The following is a 21,261-nucleotide window of genomic DNA, read 5'->3' as shown; positions in this document are numbered from 1 at the left end:
TGGAGATCAATCTTCCGATTCTACCGCGCTTACGGAAGATGTGATTTTTGAAAGAGTCGCATCCTGGCGGTAGGGGGCATGTGTTCACACGTTGGTAATGACGTCGCCGTAACACTGTGGTGTAAAGTTAAGGATTGTAAAATCAGTTATTTATCGCTTGGCAGAATACTGTGTTCTAGGTAAAAATTGCTGTTCTCTGGGAGGTTTTATGATTTTTGCCGTAGTCGAGGATAGCCGAAGTCAGGCCGAGGTTTTGAAGGCTTTGCTGAAGAGTGAGGGCTATCAGGTCGAGGTTTTTGCCAATGGTGAAAGCTTTCTCGCTGCCTTGCACGGTGGGGGATTCGATTTTTATGTGATTGATTGGGCTTTGCCTGACATCAGCGGCGACATTCTGGTCGGGAAGATCCGTGAACAATGTGGCTGGGATGTGCCGGTTGTGGTGTGTACCGCCCGGACCGAAGAAGATTTTGCCTCTGACATCTTGCGTCAGGGTGCGGATGACTATATTCCCAAGCCGGTGCGCTACATGGAGTTTCTGGCACGGGTAAATGTCCTGCTGCGCCGGGTACAGGGCAAAACGCCCTCACTGCTGCGCTTTGGCAGGATCGAACTGGATGTGGAGGGGCGCCGTATCCGCCTCAATGGGCAGGAAGTCGAACTGACCCAGCGTGAATTCGACCTGGCGGTGGTTCTACTCAACAACATTGGCCGGGTGCTCGGGCGCGACGAGTTACTCTCTTCGGTGTGGGTACGCGAAGCTGATGTGGATACTCGCACAGTGGATACCCATGCCAGCCGCTTGCGCAAAAAGCTCGGGCTGGCGGGCGAAAGCGGTTTGATGCTGATGTCGGTCTATGGTCAGGGTTATCGGTTGGATGCAGTAAACCGCTGATTTGGCTTTGCGCTATACTCTACGGAATTGGTCGGGTATTTCCCCGTCGCTTTTTTTTCCAGGAGTAGACATGAGCCTCGTTGCACAAGACATCACGTACGCTTTGAGTGAGGCTGTCGACCCTAATACCGGGAAGAGTTACGTTGCGGGCAAGGCGGTGAAAAATATCCGCATCGAGGGTTCTGATGTCGCTTTTGACATCGAGTTGGGTTATCCCGCCAACAGCCAGATTGATCTGATTCGCAGGCAGGTGATTGCTGCCGTCAAAGCCTTGCCCGGAGTCGGAAATGTGTCAGTCAACGTTTACAGCAAAATCCTGGCGCATGCCGTGCAACTCGGGGTCAAGCTACTTCCGGGCGTGAAAAACGTCATTGCCGTCGCCTCCGGCAAGGGTGGAGTCGGCAAGAGCACGACGGCGGTGAATCTGGCTCTTGCGCTGGCACAGGAAGGGGCGACCGTGGGTATTCTGGATGCCGACATCTACGGTCCTTCGCAGCCGCAGATGCTTGGTCTGGCTGGCAAGCAGCCGGAGTCGAGCGATGGTGAAAGCATGGAGCCGCTGGTGGCGTATGGGGTGCAGGCGATGTCCATCGGCTTCCTGGTCGATGTCGAGACCCCGATGATCTGGCGTGGCCCCATGGTGGTGCAGGCGCTTGATCAGATGCTGAATCAGACGCGCTGGCACGATCTTGATTACCTTATTGTTGATATGCCGCCAGGGACCGGAGACACGCAGCTGTCGCTGGCGCAGAAAGTGCCTCTCACGGGCGTAGTGATCGTTACCACGCCACAGGACATTGCCTTGATCGATGCGCGCAAGGGGCTGAAAATGTTCGAGAAGGTGAATGTGCCCATTCTGGGGTTGGTGGAGAACATGAGCATCCACATCTGTTCCAGTTGCGGCCATGCCGAACATGTATTCGGTGAGGGCGGGGGTGAAAAAATGTGTGCTGACTACGCTGTCGAATTTCTTGGTGCGCTGCCCCTGGAGATGAGCATCCGGCAACTGGCAGATGGAGGCCAACCGACTGTGGTCGGTGCGCCAGACTCACAAGCGGCGACGATTTACCGCACCATTGCGCGACGGATTGCGGTGAAAGTTGCAGAAAAAGCCAAGGATATGTCATCAAAATTTCCGAATATCGTTGTGCAGAATGCCTGATAAAAATGGTGTCAAGTGGCAAATATGCGTTGCCATGCGAAGGCGGGACGCCGATAATCCCGGAGTAATCACCTCGCATCTGCCATGACCAACGCGCCACGTCCGATACATAAGCTTGCTGAAGCCCTGGAAAATGGGTGGGCGGCGTATCGTGCGCGCGGTGAATTTGATGTTTTTGTTGAGTTTGTTGTTTTGCTGAACGGTTTGGCTGAGCAGTTGCACAAACGTCATCTGCCGGGACTGGTTCGGCATTGCCAAGAGCTTGAAAATACGGCCCTGACGCTGTTTGCCGAGCCAGGCATGCATCCGGTGCCATTGGATCAGGCGTTGTCGATTGAGCGGAAGCTGGCGGTGATTCTGGATGGTTTGCGTCAGCAGGATGCGCCGCCCAGCCAGGGGGGGCGGCGCTGCGATGCGCGCCAGGGCACACCACCCAAGGTTCGAGGCCAAAGGCGTCTTCTGATGATTTCCCAGGCGGGTTCAGAGCCTGCGCGCGCGCTCGCTGAGCGACTGGAGTTTTTTGGTTTCCAGACGGAGCAGGCGGCATGGAACACCCTTTTTTCGCCAGAGGATGAAGCGCCGCTGGCGGCAGTCTTTATCCCCGATGTCGAAGGTAGGGCTTACCCGCCAGATGCGATCAAGGCCATCGTCAAGCTGCGCAGTGTTTTTCCGGGGACGTATATCTACTGTCTTGGCGTTCCGCTTAATCTGCAGAGCATCATTCTGCTGCAGCGGGCGGGAGCGGATACCTGTCTGGCGGCAGGGCGCAGCAGTTGTGACCTGATTTCTCATGTGCTGGACCTGATCGGACGCAACGAGCAAGACGCGTATCGCGTCCTGATCGTCGAAGATTCCGCAACGGCAACTGCGCACGTGCGACGGGCCCTCGAGCAGCACACCATTGACAGTCATGCCATCAATGACCCGCGGCAGTTGCTGGAAGCGGCTGCGCAATACCGCCCGGATGTCATTCTGATGGATATGTACATGCCGTTCTGCACCGGCGTCGAGGCAACCAGTGCCTTGCGCCAGGTGCCGGAATACCGGGCGTTGCCGGTGATTTATTTGTCGAGTGAAACAGACATTGCGCAACAGGTGGAAGCGCTGCGCCTGGGTGGGGACCAGTTCCTGACCAAACCAGCAAACCCGATCATCCTGGCGTCGGTGGTCAAAACCAAGATCGAACGCTACCGGGAAATGCTGTATACCAGCCAGCACGACAGTCTGACGGGCTTGCTCAACCATCTGGCTTCGAAAACCCAGGTTGAGCGCATGGCCCTTGATGCGCCAGGTACTGAGTTGCTGGCGGTGGCGATGCTGGATATTGACCGCTTCAAATCGATCAATGACACGTATGGTCATCCGGTGGGGGATCAGGTCATTCGCAGTTTGGGCTGGCTGCTGCGCGGTCGCTTGCGCAGCAGCGATCTGATCGGTCGCTATGGTGGCGAGGAATTCATTGTCGCCCTGCCCGGTGTGACGGCAGAGCAGGCGTTTCGGGTGCTTGACCAGGTTCGGGACGATTTTTCCCGGTTGCCGCACGCGCACGCGGCAGGAGTGCTGACGGCTACTTTCAGTTGCGGTGTCGCGGTCTGGGGGGCGCACGATACCGGCGCCAGTCTGATTGCGGCGGCCGATGATGCGCTGCTGGAAGCCAAGCGCAGCGGGCGCAACCGGGTGATGGTGAGTGGTCAGGTGGCCCGGGAGTTGCTCAGCGCCCCTGCTGACGCCGTCGCTTAATGTGCTGAACCGGCGCGTCGTGCAAATGAAATAGCCGCTCGGCACCTGCCTGCAGGAAAGCCCGCTCGCTGCCATCGGCTGAATTCAGGGTGCTGCTCGGTGCATGCAGCAGCTTGTTGCTCAGGCGCAACGACAATTGCCGGATGACATCTTCCGCTGCTTCACCGCGTGCCAGCAGTTTGAGTGCCCGTTCCACTTCCATTTGGCGACTGCGCTCGGCGGCATCGCGCAGGGCGCGGATGACCGGCACGGTGTCACGGGCCTGCAGCCAGCCAAGAAACTCATGCACCCGGTGACCGATGATGCCTTCGGCCTCAACCACTGCCGCCTGGCGGGATTCGACGCCGCTCTCGACGATCTGGGCCAGATCATCGACGGTGTAGAGAAAGACATCGTCCAGCTCGCCAACCTCCTGTTCCACATCGCGCGGCACGGCGAGGTCCACGATGAAGATCGGGCGGTGTCGGCGGGCCTTGATGGCGCGCTCAACCATGCCCAGTCCGATGATGGGCAAGGGGCTGGCCGTGCAGGAAACGACGATGTCGTGTTCCGGCAGGTATTCCGGCAGTTGATCGAGTCGAATGGCATTGCCGCCGAAGCGGTTCGACAGCTCCAGTCCGCGTTCGACTGTGCGGTTGGCGACGGTGACCTGACGCGGTTGCTCGGCGCAGAAATGTGCAGCGCATAATTCGATCATCTCGCCCGCGCCGATGAAGAGTATGCGCTGGTCGGTAACAGAGTCGAAAATGCGCTCCGCCAGATGTACGCCGGCGGCCGCCATGGAGACGATGTTGGCACCGATGGCGGTGGTGCTGCGGACTTCCTTGGCAACCGAGAAAGCGCGCTGAAACAGTTTGTGCAGGCGGGTGCCGAGTGTGCCGACTTCTTCCGCAGCGCGCACGGCATCCTTGACCTGGCCAAGAATCTGCGGCTCACCGATGACCATCGAGTCCAGCCCGCACGCGACCCGGAAAGCGTGGCGTATGGCGGCGGGTTGCTCATGTACGTAAAGATAGGGGGCGAGCTCTTCCTGGCTGATCTGATGGTAGCGTCCCAGCCAGTCGATCAGTGCGGCAGGGACTTCGGCTGCGCAGTAGATTTCGGTGCGGTTACAGGTGGACAGGATGGCGGCTTCGCTGACACCTTCCGTGGCAGCAAGAGATGCCAGGGCATGCTGTAGTTTGTCGGCACCGAAAGCGACCCGCTCACGAATGGCAAGCGGGGCTGAGTGATGGTTGATGCCGAGGGTGAAGAGCACGGAAGGTCAGTATCGGGAGCAAATGCGGTGCGCGATTATAGCATCGCCCAGGATGCGCCAATGGACAGGACGTACGCACGAACAGGGCAATCGCATTTACCCACGTGGTACGAGGCCGAGTAGTGCCGCGCGGTAATCGGGGAGTCGCTCTGCGGTTTTTCGCCGGGAGCGGAGGCTACGCTTGGGATACTGGGTGTCCTGACGCAACAAGGCCAGGGCGAACTTGCGCAAGGCGGCGAAGTTGTGGGGTGCGTGGTCTTTGCGCACCCGGCAGTCATCCTTACGGAAGATGACATCAAGCACCCAATGCAGGCTGTTCTCGATGCCCCAGTGACTGCGTGCTGCTTTGGCGAAGGATTCGGCGCTGGCAATGCCCTTGCTGCCGATGTAGAAGGCCCGCTCGTAAGATGTCTTGCCGTTGATTTCCCGCTGCCGTTCGATCATGCCGATACCGGCGAGCCTGGGCCAATGCTGCCGCGGTGGCTTGTCCAGCCACGACAGATCGGTGACCCACAACGCCTGGCGGGTTTCAATACGGCCATGATCCTTTTCGATGGACTGGTATCGGCTGACTGGCAGGCTGCCAAAGCCAGCGGCCTCCCCCTCGGCGAAGAATTCCCGCCAGGCATTGGCCAGTGTTTCCTGGTTGTCTTTGACGGCCAGGAGATAGTCTCCGCCTCGGTCGAGAATTTTCTGGGCGATCTCGGTCTGACAGCCGATGGCGTCAATCGTGACAATGCACCCCTTGAGCGCCAGCGTATCGAGCAGTGCCTTGATGGCGGGAATTTCGTTGCCCTTGCCGCGGGTATGCTCCTGCGCCAGGCACAGGCCACTGGCCGTGGCGTAGGCGCTGATCGTGTGCAGTGCCGTGTTGTGACCATCCTTGGAGCCACTGGCCGTTTTGCCGTCAATCGCCACCACGCCAGTCACGGCGCCGACCAGACTACCGATCCACTCGCGGAAACATGCCTCGAACACCTTGGCGTCCAGCAGGCGAAAAACCCGGCTGAAGGTGTCGTGCGACGGGGTGCCATGTTCAAGCACCAGATAGCGCTTGATCCACGCTTCATTGTCCTCGGCCCACTCTGCCACATCTACCCAACTGTCTGCACCGCACAACACGGCACATAGTGCCATCAGGATCATTTCCGTCAGGTCGTGCCGTTGCGCCGGCCCCGTGCGCGGGTCCGGCAAATCCGAGAAGGCTTCGGTCAGCGTCATTTCTACCCCCAACAAAAATCGAGAGTAGACCTGAATCGCGCAGGGTTCACAAGCCCCCATCATAACCGCTTGACCGTTAACGACTTTTGCTCAGCGTTTACGACATCTGCGTATGCGATGGCCCTGTACGCACGAACTGAAGCGGGGCGGCTATAATCGCGCCTTTCGTTCACCCGGTGACATCATGCGCGCCCTTTTCGTTATTGCCATTGCGGCCCTGCTCAGTGCCTGTGCATCGAAGGAGGATCCTTCCCGTATCCGCCAGATTGCCCAGGATGGCGCCTTGCGCGTGCATCCGGGTTTGCTGGGGCAGCCCGTGCCGCCTGAATTGCAGGCCTTGGCTGTCGTTTCTCCCGCATCAGGTACGGTGTCGGAGGCGTCGGCGATGCGTATGGACGAGCAGGGATTGCGAACCCAGCGTAGTGTTTACTTCGATCTGAACAAGGCGGATATCAAAGCGGATTACGCGAGCGTCCTGGCTGCGCATGGGCAATTTCTGGCGCGTAACCCGCAGCGGCGGGTACGTGTTGAAGGCCATGCCGACGAACGAGGTAGTCCGGCTTATAACCAGCGCCTGGGTCTGAAGCGGGCACAGAATGTGCGCGCCACCCTGTTGGGGCATGGCGTGCAGGCGGCACAGATCAGCGTCAAGAGCTGGGGGAAGAGCAAACCGAAGCTGACCGGGCGTAATGAAGAGGCTTGGGCAGAGAATCGCCGGGCCGATATTGTTTACGAGAAAGAGGACTGAAGTTCGCGCTTGGTTAGTCTGGCCGGCAACAGAACAAGAAGAATGAGAAATGGCCCCGTTTGGGGCCATTTCTCTATAGGGTTCTGCGTTTTACAGTTTGCGGTAAATCTCGGCGCCGGTTTTTACGAATTCCACCGCCTTGGCTTCCATTCCCTTGGTGAGTGCTTCCTCTTCCTGCAAGCCCTGTGCCGCCGCGAAGTCGCGCACATCCTGCGTGATCTTCATCGAACAGAAGTGCGGACCACACATCGAGCAAAAGTGGGCGACCTTGGCTGATTCCTTGGGCAGGGTCTCGTCGTGGAAGGACTTCGCCTTGTCCGGGTCGAGGCCGAGGTTAAACTGGTCGTCCCAGCGGAACTCGTAGCGCGCCTTGCTCAAGGCGTTGTCGCGGATTTGCGCGCCGGGGTGGCCCTTGGCTAGGTCGGCGGCGTGGGCGGCGAGCTTGTAGGTGATGATGCCTTCCTTGACGTCGTTCTTGTCCGGTAGACCCAGGTGTTCCTTCGGCGTCACGTAGCAGAGCATGGCCGTGCCGTACCAGCCGATCATTGCAGCGCCGATGCCGCTGGTGATGTGGTCGTAGCCGGGGGCGATATCGGTGGTCAAAGGGCCTAGGGTGTAGAACGGGGCCTCCTTGCAGTATTCGAGTTGCAGGTCCATGTTCTCCTTGATCAGGTGCATGGGCACGTGACCCGGGCCTTCGATGATGGTCTGCACGTCGTGCTTCCAGGCGATCTCGGTCAGTTCGCCGAGGGTCTTCAGTTCGCCCAGCTGCGCTTCGTCGTTGGCGTCGTAGATCGAGCCGGGACGCAGGCCGTCGCCGAGGCTGAAGGCGACGTCGTAGGCCTTCATGATTTCGCAGATTTCCTCGAAGTGGGTGTAGAGGAAGCTTTCCTTGTGGTGTGCCAGGCACCACTTGGCCATGATCGAGCCGCCGCGGCTGACGATGCCGGTCATGCGGTTGGCGGTCATCGGGATGTAGCGCAGCAACACGCCGGCGTGAATGGTGAAGTAGTCGACGCCCTGTTCGGCCTGTTCGATCAGCGTGTCGCGGAAGATTTCCCAGGTCAGGTCTTCGGCCTTGCCGTTGACCTTTTCCAGCGCCTGGTAGATCGGCACGGTACCGATCGGCACCGGCGAGTTGCGGATGATCCACTCGCGCGTTTCGTGGATATTCTTGCCGGTGGACAGGTCCATCACCGTGTCGCCGCCCCAGCGGATCGACCAGGTCATCTTCTCGACTTCTTCCTGGATCGACGAGCCAAGCGCCGAGTTGCCGATGTTGGCGTTGATCTTGGTGAGGAAGTTGCGGCCGATGATCATCGGCTCGCTTTCCGGGTGGTTGATGTTGTTCGGGATGATGGCGCGGCCGCGGGCGACCTCGCTGCGCACGAATTCCGGCGTGATTTCGGCCGGAATCGAAGCGCCGAAGCTCTGACCCGGATGCTGGCGGGTCAGCAGCTTGGCCATTTTTTCGCCTTGCGGGCCGGTCGACCGTAAGGATTCGATGTAGGCGGCGCGATTGAGGTTTTCGCGGATCGCCACGTATTCCATTTCCGGCGTGATGATGCCTTTACGGGCGTAATGCATCTGGCTGACGTTGGCGCCGGCCTTGGCGCGGCGCGGCTTGCGGTGCAGGCCGGGGAAGCGCAGTTCGTCCAGCGCCTTGTCGGCAGCACGCTGGCGGCCGAATTCGGAAGACAGGTCGGGCAGTTCCTCGGTGTCGCCGCGCTCGGCGATCCACTGCGCACGCATGGCCGGCAGACCGGAGCGGATGTCGATCTTCATCGCCGGGTCGGAGTAGGGACCGGAACAGTCATAAACGTAGATCGGTGGATTCTTCTCGCCGCCGAAGCCGGTCGGCGTGTCGGCTTGCGAGATTTCGCGCATCGGCACCCGGATGTCCGGCCGCGAGCCTTCGACATAGATTTTGCGGGAATTGGGCAGCGGCTGGATGGCAGCCTCGTCGACGTGGGCGTTGGCGGCGAGGAAGGTGTCTTTGGCGTTCATGTCGGCTCCGTGCGGAAAATCAGCGGGTTCAGACGCCAGCGGAGGCAACAGGTTCCAGGAGGGGGCCGTTTCCCTACGCCGGCATGACCCGGACAGGTTCGAAGGGACTCTCTCAGCCGGACGTTCCGGCACCCCTAACGTGTGACGGCAAGGTACTGGAAAGACTGGCAAAATGCAATGTGATCAAAGGCAACTCAAGAATTCTGTTTTCTGGCCGAAGTAGACTCTCCGCTGCGTATTTTGTGTCGATCGATAAAGGAATCCCCATGCGCCCGCTGTTTCTGGTATTCGCCCTGGCCGGGACTCTGGCAAGTTCGCTCAGCGCTGCGGCGCCAAGCTGGCAGAACATTTCCACCGATGCCGGACGGCGGATAGAGCTCGATCGCACAACGCTGAAACGTACTGGAAACGTGGTGGAGATTCTCAGTCGCGTGACGCTGGAGCGCGAATTGCTCGACGCCCAGACCGGCACGCCGTATCGCATCATCGAGGCGACGACGCGTTACGACTGTGCCACGCGCAACGCAAAAACCATCCGTCGGGTGTATCGCCAGAGTGACAAGGAAACACTGCGCGAGGAAATGGTGCCCGGGGTCGAGTTGCCCGTGCGTGGCGGCACGCTCGACGATCGTGTCTTGCGTGAAGTCTGTCGCCCACCCAAGGGCGATCCGCTGGCATTGGCCAAGGCCGCGAACGAGGCGGCGGGCGATTTGCAGGCGGCCAATGCGGCGATGATCAAAAATGCAGTGGCGGCGGACCAGCAGGCTGTGACGAAGAAAGTTGCCGATACGCCGGAGGCATCGATACGCCCGAATCTGAAAGCGCAGGTGGGCGCCTCTTCGGCGCCGCTTCCCATTTCTCCGCCGTCGCAACCTGCGTCTGCTGGTTCCCTGCCGGTGGTCAAGGCGCCGGCAGGTGCAACACAATATGCGCAGCGCAGCAGTGGGCAGACGAGGGGCGGTAAAGCGGCCACGCGCCCGGCGAATTCGGCAGGGTACATGCTGGAGGTGCTGCCGGCATCAGTCAGTGCGCTGTCGGGGCGGGTGGCCTGGGGTTATGAAGGAGCAGGTGCGCCCGCAAACTGGGCCCAGCTGGATGCGCGTAACGTCGTGTGTGCCAGCGGCAAACGGCAGTCGCCGATCGACATTCGCGATGGCATCAAGGTGGATCTCGAGCCGATCCGTTTTGACTACCGGCCGTCGACTTTTCGCATTGTTGACAATGGGCACACGATTTCGGTCAACGTGGGTGACAGCCGTTTTTCGCTGACCGGCAAGACCTACGAACTGGATGACATTCACTTCCACCGGCCAGCGGAAATGCTGATCAATGGCCAGCGCCACGAGATGTCGATCCACCTCGTGCATCGCTCGCTGGAGGGCGCTGTCGCCGTGGTCGCATTGCTCCTCGAGCGCGGCGCCGAACATCCGGAAATCCAGACGCTGTGGAATTATCTGCCGTTGGAGAAAAACACCCCGGTGCAGCCGCCCAAGGTTGTCATCAACCCAGGGCGGCTGCTGCCAGAGTCGGCCCAGTATTACACTTTCATGGGCTCGTTGACGACGCCGCCGTGTACAGAGGGCGTAACCTGGATTGTGATGAAACAGCCGGTGCAGGTGTCGGATGAACAGATCCGCATCTTCAGCCGCTTGTATCGCAACAATGCCCGCCCGGTGCAAGCCGCTAATGAGCGCTTGATCAAGGAAAGTCGTTAAAGCCGACCACGGGGTCACGCCCGGCGTCGGTTATAATCCGCCGGTTTTCAAGCACGACCCTCAGTGAGTTTTAACGCTGTGTATGCGGAGATTTTCATGAATATCGAACAAGCGCGCTTCAACATGATCGAGCAGCAGATCCGTCCCTGGGATGTGCTCGACCCCAAGGTTCTGACCCTGCTGGCCAAGGTGAAGCGGGAGGATTTCGTTCCGGCGGCCTACCGCGATCTGGCGTTTGCGGACCTGGAAATTCCCTTGGGCGAAGGCCAGGTGATGTTGCCGCCGCGTGTTGAAGCACGTTTGCTGCAGGAACTGGGGATCAAGAAAACCGACCGCGTGCTCGAAATTGGAGCCGGTAGTGGCTACATGGCAGCGTTGCTGGCCGCGAGTGCCGAGCACGTGACGACTCTGGAAAATCGCCCGTCTCTGGCCACGATTGCACGCGAGAATCTGCAGCGCAGTGGTGTCGATAACGTCACGGTGGAAGTTGCCAATGGGCTGTCCGGCTGGTCGCAGCGCGCCCCGTTCGACGCGATCCTGGTGTCCGGTGCCTTGCCGGAAGTGCCGGCGGCGCTGCTCAAGCAGCTGCGCGTCGGTGGTCGTCTGGCCGTCATCGTGGGCGAAGCACCGGTGATGGAGGCGCAACTCATCACCTGCACAGCAGAAGGTGTGTTCAATACGATCAATGTCTTTGAAACGGTGATGCCCAGCCTTGATGGCGCCTCGCCATCGGCAGGTTTCTCCTTTTAAGTTCGCCGGGGCGGCGGCGTGAAAAGAGTCCTCTGCAGCTTTCTGGTCCCTTTTTTCTGCACCTGTGTGCAGGCCGCAGACTTGCTGGAGGTGTATCGGGCCGCTGCAGAAAATGACCCGGTGTATGCTGCCGCCCGCGCCACGCTCGCCGCCGGCCAAGAAAAGGCTCCGCAAGGATTGGCCGGGTTGTTGCCCAGCCTGAGCGTGTCGGGTAATACCCAGTGGAACGACAATCAGACTGAGCCGCGGAATCAACCGGCGTTGAAAACGGATCGGCAGTACAACACTCATGCCTATCAGTTGAGTCTGACGCAGCCCCTGTTCCGCTGGCAGAACTGGATTGCTTACGATCAGGCGAAATTGCTGGTGGGGCAAGCCGAGGCTAATTTTGCGCTGGCGCGTCAGGACCTGATTCTGCGCGTGGCGCAAGCGTATTTTGATGCGCTGTACGCCAGCGAGAATCTGGCAGCAGTGCGCGCCAACAAGGATGCCATCAGTCAGCAGCTGGAGCTGGCGAAAAAAAGTTTCGAAGTCGGCACCAGCACCATCACCGATACGCATGAAGCACAGGCACGCTACGATCTGGTGCTGGCACAGGAAATAGCCGCCGAGAGCGAACTGGAGGTGCGCCAGGCTTCGCTGCAGGCGTTGGTGGGGAAGGCAGTAGGGCCTCTCGCGCCACCGCGTAGCGAATTGGTGCTGGACGCTCCCCAGCCCAACCGGTTGCAGGACTGGTTAAGCGCCGCTGAACAGGATGCGCTGACGGTGCAGGTGCAGCGCTTGCAGGCTGAAATTGCCAGCCGCGAGGTGGACAAGCAGCGTGTCGGCCACTATCCGACGCTGGATCTGGTTGCCAACCGGGGTAAGAGCAAGAGTTTTGCGGCCAGTGGCAGCATTGTCGATTCGGATATCGCCAATGTCGGGGTGCAGGTCAATATCCCTCTCTATCAGGGGGGGCTGGTCGTGTCGCGGCAACGAGAAGCAGTGGCCAACCGGCTGGCCGCCCAATCTTCCCTGGAGGCTGCGCGACGTAATGCTGCACTGGCGACGCGGCAGCATTACCTCGGCGTGACTAGCGGACTGGCGCAGATCAATGCCTTGCGGGCGGCGCTCAGGTCGTCGCAATCGGCACTGGAGTCAAACAAGCTGGGCTATGAGGTCGGCGTGCGAATCAACATTGATGTGTTGAATGCCGAGAATCAGGTGTATGTCACCCGCCGCGATCTGGCGAAGGCGACATTCGATACCTTCCTCGCCCAACTACGGTTGCGGGCAGCGGTAGGTGGCCTGGGCGAAGAGGATGTGCTGCGGATCAATGCTTTGCTTGATCCGGCGCAGGCGCGTTGAGCGCAAGCAGAAGTTGTAAGGTGCGTTCAGTGGCCCCTTGATGGGCGGTGGAAAAATCACGGCTGGCTTGGCGCATCGCTTGCATGGCCGCTTGATCGTTGAGTAGGGCGTTGGCCGTGACAAGCAAGTCCTCGGCGTTGGTAATGCGTCGTGCGGCGCCAGCGGCGATGGCATCCTTTGTGGCCTGCAGGAAATTGAAGGTGTGCGGGCCGATCAGCACCGGGCAGTTACAGGCCGCCGCTTCGATCAGATTCTGTCCGCCCAGCGGCAGCAGGCTGCCGCCGATGAAGGCAAACTCGGCGCAGGCGTAGTACGCGACCATTTCCCCCATGCTGTCACCCAGCCAGACTTGCGTACTGCTATCTGGCAAACCCTTGCTGCGGGCCTGCCAGCGAATGCCCCGGGCGGTAAGCAGGGCGCCGACTTCGGCAAAGCGCTGGGGGTGGCGCGGCACCAGGATGAGCAGGGCGGGGGTAGGGTGTTTCTGCCATGCGTCCAGCAACAGGGCTTCTTCGCCTTCCCGAGTGCTGGCGGCAAGCCAGGCAGGACGGTTGTTTCGCTGCTGACGCCAATGTTGCCCCAGTGTGAGCAGATCGGGCGGGGGGCGGACGTCGAATTTCAGATTGCCACACACGCTGACCTGAGCGGCTCCTGTCTGGCGCAGTCGTTCGGCATCGGCCGCAGTCTGTGCGGCAACTCCGGTGAGGCAGGCAAAGGCGGGGGTGGTCAGACCGGAAAACCGGCGATAGCCGCGAGCGGAGCGTGCTGACAGGCGGGCATTGACGAGGGTGACCGGGATGTTCCGGTGTTGCGCTGCGGCCAGCAGGTTCGGCCAGATCTCGGTTTCCATCAGAATGCCGAAGTGGGGCTGGAAGTGGTCGAAAAAGCGCGCCACCGCGTCGGGTAAATCGTAAGGCAGGTAGGCGTGCAGCACGCGTTCTCGGTAGAGTTGGCGCGCGGTTTCCCGGCCGGTTGGTGTCATGCCGGTGATGAGGAGGTGGTGGTGCGGCCAGCGTTCGAGCAGGGCGCGGATCAGCGGTTCGGCAGCTCGGGTTTCACCGACCGATACCGCATGCAGCCAGATCAAGGATGAAGGGGGGGCCGGCTGTGCTGGATAGAAGGCGAAACGTTCGTTCAGATGGGCACGATAGGCAGGTTGCTTGCGTGCCCGCCAGAACAGGCGCAGCAGGACCAAGGGAGTTGCCAGGTAAAGAATGAGGCTGTAAAGGCGACGCAGCATGCGCAGGCTTCAGCGCCGGAGGTAGGTGACGAAGGCGTAGCCTTCTTGCGGGTTACGCTGCGTTTCCTGCCAGTCGGTGGCGGTAATTTCTGGAAACCAGGCATCGGCGTCCGGCGTCTGGTGGACCTCGGTGATTTCAAGGCGCTGCGCCAGCGCCAGAGTCTGGCGGTAGATTTCCTCGCCGCCGATGACGAAGATTTTTTCAGCGTCCGTTGCCAGTGTCAGCGCGTTTTCAATCGAGGGGGCGAGTTCGGCGCCGGGGGCGCTGTAGTCTGCCTGCCGGCTGATGACCAGATTGCGCCGTCCGGGCAGGGGGCGAAAACGCGCTGGCAGCGATTCCCAGGTCTTACGTCCCATCAGTACGGTATGGCCGTTCGTCAGTGATTTGAAATGTGCCATGTCTGCCGGGATCTGCCAGAGCAGTCGGTTGTCCTTGCCGATGGCACGGTTGGCTGCGACGGCCGCAATGAGGATGAGTTCGGGCATGCTTATTTCTGTAGGAAACGCAGGTGAGCAATCAGGCCCTGGGTGGAAGTGTCCAGGGGCCCGGCTGACGCACCGCGCAGGGCGGGGGTCAGCTGGCCGGCAAGCTGCTTGCCCAGTTCGACGCCCCATTGATCAAAAGAGTTGAGGTGCCACAGGACGCCGAGACAGAAGGTCTTGTGCTCGTACAGGGCCAGTAATTGCCCGAGAGTGAAGGGCGTCAGCTCTGGCAGGATGAGCGTGGTCGATGCCTCATTGCCGGGAAAGGTGCGGTAGGGAATCAGCGTTTCGGCGATGCCTGCGGCCCGGGCTTCGTCGGCGGTCTGGCCGAAGGCCAGGGCGGCGCTTTGCGCCAGGCAATTGGCCAGCAGGCTGTCATGGTGACCGGGGAGAGGAAAATCGGCGCGGGCCAGCGCAATGAAATCGCAACTCAGGCGCATGCGGCCCTGATGCAGTAGCTGAAAAAATGAATGCTGGCAGTTGCTGCCGGCGCTGCCCCAGACGATCGGATTGCTCGCGTAATCGAGTGTCTGGCCGTGACGGTCGACGGACTTGCCGTTGCTTTCCATCTCCAGTTGTTGCAGATAGGCCGGCAATTGAGCAAGAGAATGGCTGTAGGGAAATACACCACGGCTGGTGGTGCCGAGAAAATTCGTGTTCCAGACGGCCAGTAGGGCGAGGGTCAAGGGCAGGTTGCCAGAATCGGGGGCTGAAAAAAAATGTTCATCCATCGCCCGGGCGCCGGCCAGGAACTGGCTGAAATGCTTGAAACCCACCGCCAGCGCCAGCGACAGGCCGACCGGGGACCACACCGAGAAGCGACCGCCGACGGAGTCGGCAAAGGAAAAGACGTTGCCTTCCGGGATGCCGAACTGTGCCGCCGCCGCTAGATTACTTGAGGTGGCGATGAAGTGTTTGCTTACCGCGCTGGCGTCGCCCAGGGTGGAGAGCAGCCAGTCGCGGGCGCTGCGGGCGTTGCGTAGCGTTTCCAGGGTGGTGAAGGTCTTGCTGGCGACGATGAACAGGGTGGTACGTGGATTCAGTCGGCTCAAGGTGCCGGCCAGGTCGGCGGCGTCCAGATTGGCGACGAAGTGCACCCGCAGGTCGGCTTGCTGGTAGGCCGCCAGTGCTTGTGTCGCCATGCGCGGTCCCAGATCGGAGCCGCCAATGCCGAGATTAACCACGTCGGTGATGCGTTCGCCGGTGTGGCCACGCCAGCTGCCGCTGTGGATACGCTCGCAAAAATCTGCCATGCGTGCGAGGCTGGCCTGGACGTCGGCGGGGGCCTCTGCGCCAGCACGCAAGGTGGTGTGGCTGACGGCGCGTTGCTCGGTGTGGTTGATGGCCTCACCGGCGCGCATGCGTTCCAGCCACTCGCGCCAGTTGCAGGCGGCGGCGAGATTGCGCAAGAGGGAGAGTGTTTCCGTCGTCAGCCGCTGTTTGGAGAAATCAAGCAACCAGTCGCCGTGGCGCAGGGAGAGGGTGGCAAAACGCTGCGGGTCGCCGGCAAACAGTTCTCGCAGGTGAGACGGGGTCATGGTCGCGGCATGGGCCTCGAGCGCCTGCCAGGCGGGGAGATGGGTGCGTTCGCTCATCCTGCAGTGGTCATTACACAGCGACCGGTGCGGCAATGTGTGGCGCCGGGTCGTAGTTTTCGAGGCGGAAATCATCAAAGCGGAAGGCGAACAGGTCGCGTACCTCCGGGTTGATCCACATGCGGGGCAGGGGGCGTGGTTGACGCGTCAGTTGCAGCCGGGCTTGTTCGAAATGATTGCTGTACAGGTGAGCATCGCCCAGGGTGTGCACGAATTCGCCCGGCTGGTAGCCGCAGACTTGCGCCAGCATCAGGGTCAGCAAGGCGTAGGAGGCGATGTTGAAGGGTACGCCGAGGAAGATGTCGGCACTACGCTGATAGAGCTGGCAGGAGAGCTTGTTGTCGGCGACGTAAAACTGGAACAGGCAGTGGCAGGGCGGCAAGGCCATGCGCTCGACGTCACCGGGGTTCCAGGCGGAAACGATGTGCCGGCGGGAATCTGGGTTGTTTTTCAGACTGTGCAGCAGTTGGCTGATCTGGTCCACGCAGCGGCCGTCGGTCGTTTGCCAGCTGCGCCATTGTTTGCCATAGACCGGGCCGAGGTCGCCGCTGGCGTCGGCCCATTCGTCCCAGATGCGCACGCCGTTAGCCTGCAGGTAGCCAATGTTGGTGTCCCCCTGGAGGAACCATAGCAGTTCGTGGATGATGGAACGCAGGTGCAGCTTCTTGGTGGTCAGCGCCGGGAATCCAGCCTGCAGGTCGAAGCGCATTTGCCAACCGAAGATGGAGCGCGTGCCGGTGCCGGTGCGGTCGGCCTTGTCGTGGCCGCGCTCCAGGACGTGGCGCATTAGATCAAGATAGGGCTGCATGACGGATTAAAGTTTAGAAACGGGAGCATTCTAATCGAAGCCATGTAAAATCATCAGCCTCATGCTGGCGGCGTGATCTGCATGCCGGGCCGGCAAATAATTCAAGAGGAGTCGCGGAAAAGCATGGGTGGGTTGTTTGACAAGCAGAGCGGGCATCCCTTGGCGGATAAGCGGGAGCTGCAGCGCATCATTGGCGAGCTGCCCGCCGATAATGCCTTCAAGGCGCTTGACGAAATCGGCATCTGGCTTGACTCCTTGCTGGCCGGTGGTGATCTGCCGCCAGACCGCAGCTTTGACGCTGCATGCCAGCTGGCAGATGCGGCGGCGCCGCATCTGCGCCGCCTGGCCCATGAGTATCTGCATACACCGCGTCTGTCGCGGGCAGAGGAAAGCCGGCTGTGGTCCATTCATAGTGGTTTCTGGTCGTCGTTTGCGGATGTGCTTGAGCGGGCGCTGATCACCTTCATCTCCCGCAAGCCGACGGCTGAACAGGCGCGCCAGATGTTACCGGCGTTGTGCACTTATCTGATCGGCGCCTTGCGCACCCTCGTCAAGTGGGAGCAGTTCCGCTACGGGCCGCCGCCCAAGGAGGTCTGGCGTCGCCTGGGGCAGGCGTTGCTGGCGACAGAGGCGGTCGGTGTGAGTGCGCAGCCGGTGGCGACCGGCGTGTTGCTGGGCAATACCTCGGCGCTGACGGAATACCGCAAGGCGGTGATTTTTCAGGCGGCCTCCATGGATAGCCTGCTACCGATGGAAATCGAGCTGGCGGAATGCTTCGTCAGCCATTTTCTGGCTTCCTTTGATTTTCTCGATACAGCCGAACACGATTGTGTCTACTGGCTTGACTTACGGGTGGGGCAACCACCGCAGCGTTTGGCCAAAATGCCCGAACAGCTGACCCCGACGCAGCGCTTTTATCGCCCCGGGGCTGGGCATGGCAAGATTCTGGCGGTATTGCGCGACCTCGAACGGGGCGGGGATGTGCCGCCGGAAATCAATCTGGGCGGACAGTATCCGGTCAAAACCTTGTTGCCGGTGCTGCGTCATCTGTGCGCCTATCTGGCGCCAGTGCCACCGCAGCGCCGGCATGACCGGCACCGGGTCAGGCATCAGATGCAGGTGCTGCATGGTCTGGTTAACTCGTTTGTCGTTTTTTCCAAGGAGTTTGGCGGCCAGTCGCTGGGACTGCAGCCGGATGCCTGGCAGGTCGATAACGTCAGCCGTGGCGGTTTCGGGGTGGTTCTCAATGAGCCTCCCAAGGACTGGCTTCGTGTCGGGGCGCTGCTGGCGCTGCAGCCTGCTGGCGGCGAGAACTGGCTGCTGGGCTGTGTGCGGCGTTTCTACCGGGGTGTCAATAGTGAATCGCGGATTGGGATTCAGACCTTGTCGCGGCAGGTCGAGGCGGCAGAACTCACGCCACTGCGTCAGGGTGAAACGACGGGTGCTGGTGCCGTGCCCATCCTGATCCTGCTGGAGGGAAATCTGCCGGGCGAAGTGCGGCTGGTGATGCCGCCGCATACCTTCGACAGCCGTGAGCGGTTTGAATACATGCTGCAGGGGCAGGCGGTGATTTTTGAATCCCTGCTTTTGCTTGAGCACAACAGCGATTATGAGATCGCACGTTATCGTTTGCTGCCGGCTGCCTGAAGCTTGCCCGGCTTGACTCGTGCAGGCCTATTCGCTGTTGCCGGAATCTTCCGGCTGATTGGCGGTGGCAGCAGGGGGGGCGCCGTCCAGTTCCTTCAGATATTGAAAGATGGCCCGATAGTTCTTGGGCGGCTTGTTGTTTTCCTGCTCTTTCAGGGCGTTGCGGCGTAATTGACGCAGATGCTGCAGATCGGTCGCCGGCCATTGGCGGGTGATCTCGCTCAAGGTGTTCTCGTCGCTCAGAAGTTGTGTGCGCAGTCGCTCGATGCGGTGCAGGCGTGCCGTTTCGGCGCTCGATTCGCCACGCACAAGGGCTAGCCCGGCATGGATGGGGGCTTCGTCGACGTGGCGCATGAGTTTGCCGATGTATTGCAACTGGCGGCGGCGCGCACCGTGAGCGGTGATTTTCTGGGCGTCACGGACGGCTGCGTACAACGCCTCCGGCAGGTCCATCCGCTTGAGCTGGCCGGGAGAGAGTTCAACCAGTTCGGAACCCAGGTCACGCAGGGCGTGCATGGCGGCTTTTTGCTGGGTTTTTGAGGGGCGATCCAGGCTGTCGCTGTAATCTTCGTTGTAATCGTGGTCTGGCATGGCGGGTCCGGTGGGCCGTGGTGAGGCTGCTATGATAGCGTTTTTCCCTCTGGCGCTTCTTTCGCTCACCGTTCATGGCTAATCACACCGGCTTTTCCTACGCTTTTACCGACCTGCAACAATTGAGCACGGACGTGCTCGCCTATGCCCGCAAGCAGGGTGCCAGCGCCTGCGAGGTTGATGTATCGGAGGGGTTTGGGCAGGCGGTGACGGTGCGTTGCGATGCGGTCGACACCATAGAGTACAACCGTGACAAGGGGGTTGGGGTGACGGTGTATGCCGGTCAACGCAAGGGCTACGCCAGTACCTCGGATTTCTCGCCGCAGGCGTTGCGTGACACCGTGGATGCGGCACTCGCCATTGCCCGCTTCACGGCAGAAGATGACTGCGCCGGTCTGGCCGATGCGGCGTTGATGGCCCGGGAATGTCCGGATCTCGATCTGTACCATCCGTGGGCGCTGGATGTGGAGGAGGCAATTGCTTTGGCCAAGCGCTGTGAACAGGCAGCGTTTGCCGCCGACAAGCGGGTCGGTAATTCGGAAGGCGCCAGCGTGTCCACCCAGCAGGCGCATTTCGTTTCGGCCAATAGTCACGGCTTCATGGGCGGCTACCCAACGTCGCGCCACTACATTTCTGCTTCGTTGATTGCTGGTGAGCGCGACGAGATGCAACGCGACGACTGGTACAGCACACACCGCGATGCCCGTTGCCTGCAGGAGCCGGAAGAAATCGGCCGTATTGCAGCGACGCGGGCGGTGGCGCGGCTGAACAGCCGGCGGATCAAGACCGGGGACTATCCGGTCTTGTTCGAAGCGCCGCTTGCCGCGGGGTTGCTCGCCAGCCTGGTGCATGCGGCCAGTGGCGGGGCCTTGTACCGCAAATCGTCGTTTCTGCTGGATCAGCTGGGGTGCCGCATCATGCCGGAGTTTGTACGCGTGAGTGAGCGGCCGCTTCTTCCAGGGGGATTGGCAAGTGCGGCTTTTGATAGTGACGGCGTGGCGACGCGCGACAGTGAGGTCATTGTCGATGGGGTGTTGCAGCGCTATTTCCTCTCGGCGTACACGGCACGTAAACTGGGCTTGCAGACAACGGCTAATGCCGGCGGTAGTCACAACCTCATCATCGCGCCCGGTGAGCTTGACCGGGCGGGGCTGCTCCAACGCATGGGGCGGGGATTGTTGCTGACCGAGGTGCTCGGGCATGGCATCAATTACGTGACCGGCGATTATTCGCGCGGCGCGGCCGGTTTCTGGGTGGAGAACGGCGAAATTGCCTATCCGGTCGAAGAGATCACCATTGCTGGCAACCTGCGCGACATGTTCGCGGGGATTGTCGCCGTCGGGAATGATGTGGAAATTCGTGGCAGCAAGCAGACCGGTTCCATTCTCATCAACCGCATGACGGTGGCCGGTGCATGAAGACGCGCCTGTGCCTGATCCGTCACGGGGAAACGGAATGGAACGCCGGGCGGCGTATTCAGGGGCAGATTGATATCGCCCTGAATGCCCTGGGGCGGCAGCAGGCACGGGCGGCCGGGCGAAGTCTGCAGGGCTGCGGTCTGACGGCGCTGTATGCGAGTGATCTGCGCCGGGCTTGGGAAACGGCCGAGCTGATTGGCGCGGCGTTGCATTTGCAGCCGCAGCCTGAGCCCAGCTTGCGCGAGCGCGATTACGGTATTTTTTCCGGCTTGACCTATGCTGAGGCGGAAGAACGTCACCCCGAGGCTTATGCGGCCTTTGTCGGGCGCAATGTCGATTATGCGTTTGAGAATGGTGAAAGCTTGCAGACACTCCATGTCCGGGTGACGCAGACGCTGCAGCGTCTGGCGCAGCGCCATGCCGGCGAAGCGGTGGCACTGGTCCTGCATGGCGGGGTGCTTGATGTGATCAATCGTTTCGTGCGCGCAACCGGGCTTGACCAGCCGCGAGACTTCCTCATACCCAACGCCGGGTTGAACTGGCTGAGTGTCAGCGGGGGCGTCTGGCAGATCGATTCCTGGGGTGAGACGGCGCACCTGGCGCCAGGTGCGCTGGACGAGTTGCCTGCATGATAGAATC

18 protein-coding genes and 1 riboswitch are annotated in these 21,261 nt (G+C 60.7%); of the genes, 10 read left to right on the top strand and 8 right to left on the bottom strand.

Features of this window, described 5'->3' with window-relative positions; translation table 11 throughout:
* Positions 1-208: 208 nt before the first annotated feature.
* The 3 genes from JYJ39_RS03775 to JYJ39_RS03765 all read left to right on the top strand — a co-directional run bounded on the left by JYJ39_RS03775 (position 209) and on the right by JYJ39_RS03765 (position 3,794).
* Positions 209-892, top strand: a complete 684-nt coding sequence (locus JYJ39_RS03775; protein ID WP_205202170.1) for a response regulator transcription factor — start codon at positions 209-211, stop codon at positions 890-892.
* Between the two features lie 70 nt (positions 893-962).
* On the top strand, positions 963-2,054 hold the full coding sequence (apbC, locus tag JYJ39_RS03770; protein ID WP_205202168.1) for an iron-sulfur cluster carrier protein ApbC: 1,092 nt from the start codon (positions 963-965) through the stop codon (positions 2,052-2,054).
* Between the two features lie 84 nt (positions 2,055-2,138).
* Positions 2,139-3,794 carry a diguanylate cyclase gene (locus tag JYJ39_RS03765; protein WP_205202166.1) on the top strand — a complete coding sequence of 552 codons (1,656 nt, stop codon included), beginning with the start codon at positions 2,139-2,141 and terminating at the stop codon, positions 3,792-3,794.
* On the opposite strand, the gene hemA is transcribed toward JYJ39_RS03765, so the two are convergent.
* Together hemA and JYJ39_RS03755 are read right to left on the bottom strand one after the other, a co-directional pair.
* Positions 3,766-5,052, bottom strand: a complete 1,287-nt coding sequence (gene hemA / locus JYJ39_RS03760; protein WP_205202165.1) for a glutamyl-tRNA reductase — start codon at positions 5,050-5,052, stop codon at positions 3,766-3,768. The genes JYJ39_RS03765 and hemA overlap by 29 nt on opposite strands.
* A 96-nt stretch (positions 5,053-5,148) precedes the next feature.
* Positions 5,149-6,273, bottom strand: a complete 1,125-nt coding sequence (locus JYJ39_RS03755) for an ISAs1 family transposase (protein ID WP_205202164.1) — start codon at positions 6,271-6,273, stop codon at positions 5,149-5,151.
* A 184-nt stretch (positions 6,274-6,457) separates the two neighbouring features.
* Here JYJ39_RS03755 and JYJ39_RS03750 point away from each other — a divergent pair, with 184 nt between their 5' ends.
* Positions 6,458-7,021, top strand: coding sequence for an OmpA family protein (locus tag JYJ39_RS03750; RefSeq protein WP_205202162.1), 564 nt, complete (start codon positions 6,458-6,460; stop codon positions 7,019-7,021).
* Between the two features lie 90 nt (positions 7,022-7,111).
* Here the strand turns inward: JYJ39_RS03750 and thiC are convergent, their stop codons facing one another.
* Positions 7,112-9,028 (bottom strand): phosphomethylpyrimidine synthase ThiC, encoded by a 1,917-nt coding sequence (gene thiC, locus JYJ39_RS03745; RefSeq protein ID WP_205202160.1) that lies wholly within the window; start codon positions 9,026-9,028, stop codon positions 7,112-7,114.
* A 53-nt stretch (positions 9,029-9,081) separates the two neighbouring features.
* Positions 9,082-9,174, bottom strand: a riboswitch (TPP riboswitch).
* Positions 9,175-9,294: 120 nt separating this feature from the next.
* Between thiC and JYJ39_RS03740 the strand changes: the two genes are divergently transcribed.
* The 3 genes from JYJ39_RS03740 (at position 9,295) to JYJ39_RS03730 (ending at position 12,840) form a co-directional block, all read left to right on the top strand.
* Complete coding sequence (locus tag JYJ39_RS03740) at positions 9,295-10,743, top strand: carbonic anhydrase (RefSeq protein WP_205202158.1); 1,449 nt, start codon at positions 9,295-9,297, stop codon at positions 10,741-10,743.
* 96 nt (positions 10,744-10,839) lie between these two features.
* Positions 10,840-11,493, top strand: a complete 654-nt coding sequence (locus tag JYJ39_RS03735; protein WP_205202157.1) for a protein-L-isoaspartate O-methyltransferase family protein — start codon at positions 10,840-10,842, stop codon at positions 11,491-11,493.
* Between the two features lie 18 nt (positions 11,494-11,511).
* The gene (locus JYJ39_RS03730) at positions 11,512-12,840 is read left to right on the top strand and encodes a TolC family outer membrane protein (protein ID WP_205202156.1); all 1,329 of its coding nucleotides are present in this window, start codon (positions 11,512-11,514) and stop codon (positions 12,838-12,840) included.
* On the opposite strand, the gene waaA is transcribed toward JYJ39_RS03730, so the two are convergent.
* Genes waaA through JYJ39_RS03710 form a run of 4 tightly spaced genes read right to left on the bottom strand, consistent with a single transcriptional unit; the run spans position 12,806 to position 16,966 of the window.
* Complete coding sequence (waaA, locus tag JYJ39_RS03725; protein WP_205202155.1) at positions 12,806-14,080, bottom strand: lipid IV(A) 3-deoxy-D-manno-octulosonic acid transferase; 1,275 nt, start codon at positions 14,078-14,080, stop codon at positions 12,806-12,808. The two genes, JYJ39_RS03730 and waaA, sit on opposite strands and share 35 nt — an antisense overlap.
* 9 nt (positions 14,081-14,089) lie before the next feature.
* Positions 14,090-14,566 carry a dihydrofolate reductase gene (locus JYJ39_RS03720; RefSeq protein ID WP_205202154.1) on the bottom strand — a complete coding sequence of 159 codons (477 nt, stop codon included), beginning with the start codon at positions 14,564-14,566 and terminating at the stop codon, positions 14,090-14,092.
* Between the two features lie 2 nt (positions 14,567-14,568).
* Positions 14,569-16,158, bottom strand: a complete 1,590-nt coding sequence (pgi, locus tag JYJ39_RS03715) for a glucose-6-phosphate isomerase (protein WP_205202153.1) — start codon at positions 16,156-16,158, stop codon at positions 14,569-14,571.
* 13 nt (positions 16,159-16,171) lie between these two features.
* A complete protein-coding gene (locus tag JYJ39_RS03710) occupies positions 16,172-16,966 on the bottom strand; it encodes a thymidylate synthase (protein ID WP_205202151.1) in 795 nt (264 codons plus the stop codon).
* 123 nt (positions 16,967-17,089) lie between these two features.
* Between JYJ39_RS03710 and JYJ39_RS03705 the strand changes: the two genes are divergently transcribed.
* Entirely contained in the window at positions 17,090-18,613 is a 1,524-nt protein-coding gene (locus JYJ39_RS03705) for a hypothetical protein (RefSeq protein ID WP_240189527.1), read from the top strand.
* Positions 18,614-18,640: 27 nt separating this feature from the next.
* Here JYJ39_RS03705 and yjgA read toward each other — a convergent pair whose 3' ends face one another.
* Positions 18,641-19,204, bottom strand: coding sequence for a ribosome biogenesis factor YjgA (gene yjgA, locus JYJ39_RS03700; RefSeq protein WP_205202149.1), 564 nt, complete (start codon positions 19,202-19,204; stop codon positions 18,641-18,643).
* A gap of 74 nt (positions 19,205-19,278) precedes the next feature.
* Between yjgA and pmbA the strand changes: the two genes are divergently transcribed.
* Together pmbA and JYJ39_RS03690 are read left to right on the top strand one after the other, a co-directional pair.
* Positions 19,279-20,622 carry a metalloprotease PmbA gene (pmbA, locus tag JYJ39_RS03695; protein WP_205202148.1) on the top strand — a complete coding sequence of 448 codons (1,344 nt, stop codon included), beginning with the start codon at positions 19,279-19,281 and terminating at the stop codon, positions 20,620-20,622.
* Positions 20,619-21,254, top strand: a complete 636-nt coding sequence (locus tag JYJ39_RS03690) for a histidine phosphatase family protein (protein WP_205202147.1) — start codon at positions 20,619-20,621, stop codon at positions 21,252-21,254. The genes pmbA and JYJ39_RS03690 overlap by 4 nt, the downstream gene beginning before the upstream one ends.
* Positions 21,255-21,261 lie beyond the last annotated feature (7 nt).

Origin of the sequence: Azonexus hydrophilus, assembly GCF_905120355.1 — a bacterium.
GTDB lineage: Bacteria > Pseudomonadota > Gammaproteobacteria > Burkholderiales > Rhodocyclaceae > Azonexus.
Note: the sequence above shows the minus strand (reverse complement) of the source record. Positions and strands in the feature narration are given on the sequence as shown.

What these genes read in the sequence shown, in the direction of transcription:
- waaA (WP_205202155.1), bottom strand. Translation starts at nt 14,080, where the DNA reads ATGCTGCGTCGCCTTTACAGCCTCATTCTTTACCTGGCAACTCCCTTG.
- JYJ39_RS03750 (WP_205202162.1), top strand. Translation starts at nt 6,458, where the DNA reads ATGCGCGCCCTTTTCGTTATTGCCATTGCGGCCCTGCTCAGTGCCTGT.
- JYJ39_RS03720 (WP_205202154.1), bottom strand. Translation starts at nt 14,566, where the DNA reads ATGCCCGAACTCATCCTCATTGCGGCCGTCGCAGCCAACCGTGCCATC.
- apbC (WP_205202168.1), top strand. Translation starts at nt 963, where the DNA reads ATGAGCCTCGTTGCACAAGACATCACGTACGCTTTGAGTGAGGCTGTC.
- JYJ39_RS03710 (WP_205202151.1), bottom strand. Translation starts at nt 16,966, where the DNA reads ATGCAGCCCTATCTTGATCTAATGCGCCACGTCCTGGAGCGCGGCCAC.
- JYJ39_RS03755 (WP_205202164.1), bottom strand. Translation starts at nt 6,273, where the DNA reads ATGACGCTGACCGAAGCCTTCTCGGATTTGCCGGACCCGCGCACGGGG.
- thiC (WP_205202160.1), bottom strand. Translation starts at nt 9,028, where the DNA reads ATGAACGCCAAAGACACCTTCCTCGCCGCCAACGCCCACGTCGACGAG.
- JYJ39_RS03735 (WP_205202157.1), top strand. Translation starts at nt 10,840, where the DNA reads ATGAATATCGAACAAGCGCGCTTCAACATGATCGAGCAGCAGATCCGT.
- JYJ39_RS03775 (WP_205202170.1), top strand. Translation starts at nt 209, where the DNA reads ATGATTTTTGCCGTAGTCGAGGATAGCCGAAGTCAGGCCGAGGTTTTG.
- yjgA (WP_205202149.1), bottom strand. Translation starts at nt 19,204, where the DNA reads ATGCCAGACCACGATTACAACGAAGATTACAGCGACAGCCTGGATCGC.
- JYJ39_RS03740 (WP_205202158.1), top strand. Translation starts at nt 9,295, where the DNA reads ATGCGCCCGCTGTTTCTGGTATTCGCCCTGGCCGGGACTCTGGCAAGT.
- pgi (WP_205202153.1), bottom strand. Translation starts at nt 16,158, where the DNA reads ATGAGCGAACGCACCCATCTCCCCGCCTGGCAGGCGCTCGAGGCCCAT.
- JYJ39_RS03690 (WP_205202147.1), top strand. Translation starts at nt 20,619, where the DNA reads ATGAAGACGCGCCTGTGCCTGATCCGTCACGGGGAAACGGAATGGAAC.
- pmbA (WP_205202148.1), top strand. Translation starts at nt 19,279, where the DNA reads ATGGCTAATCACACCGGCTTTTCCTACGCTTTTACCGACCTGCAACAA.
- JYJ39_RS03765 (WP_205202166.1), top strand. Translation starts at nt 2,139, where the DNA reads ATGACCAACGCGCCACGTCCGATACATAAGCTTGCTGAAGCCCTGGAA.
- JYJ39_RS03705 (WP_240189527.1), top strand. Translation starts at nt 17,090, where the DNA reads ATGGGTGGGTTGTTTGACAAGCAGAGCGGGCATCCCTTGGCGGATAAG.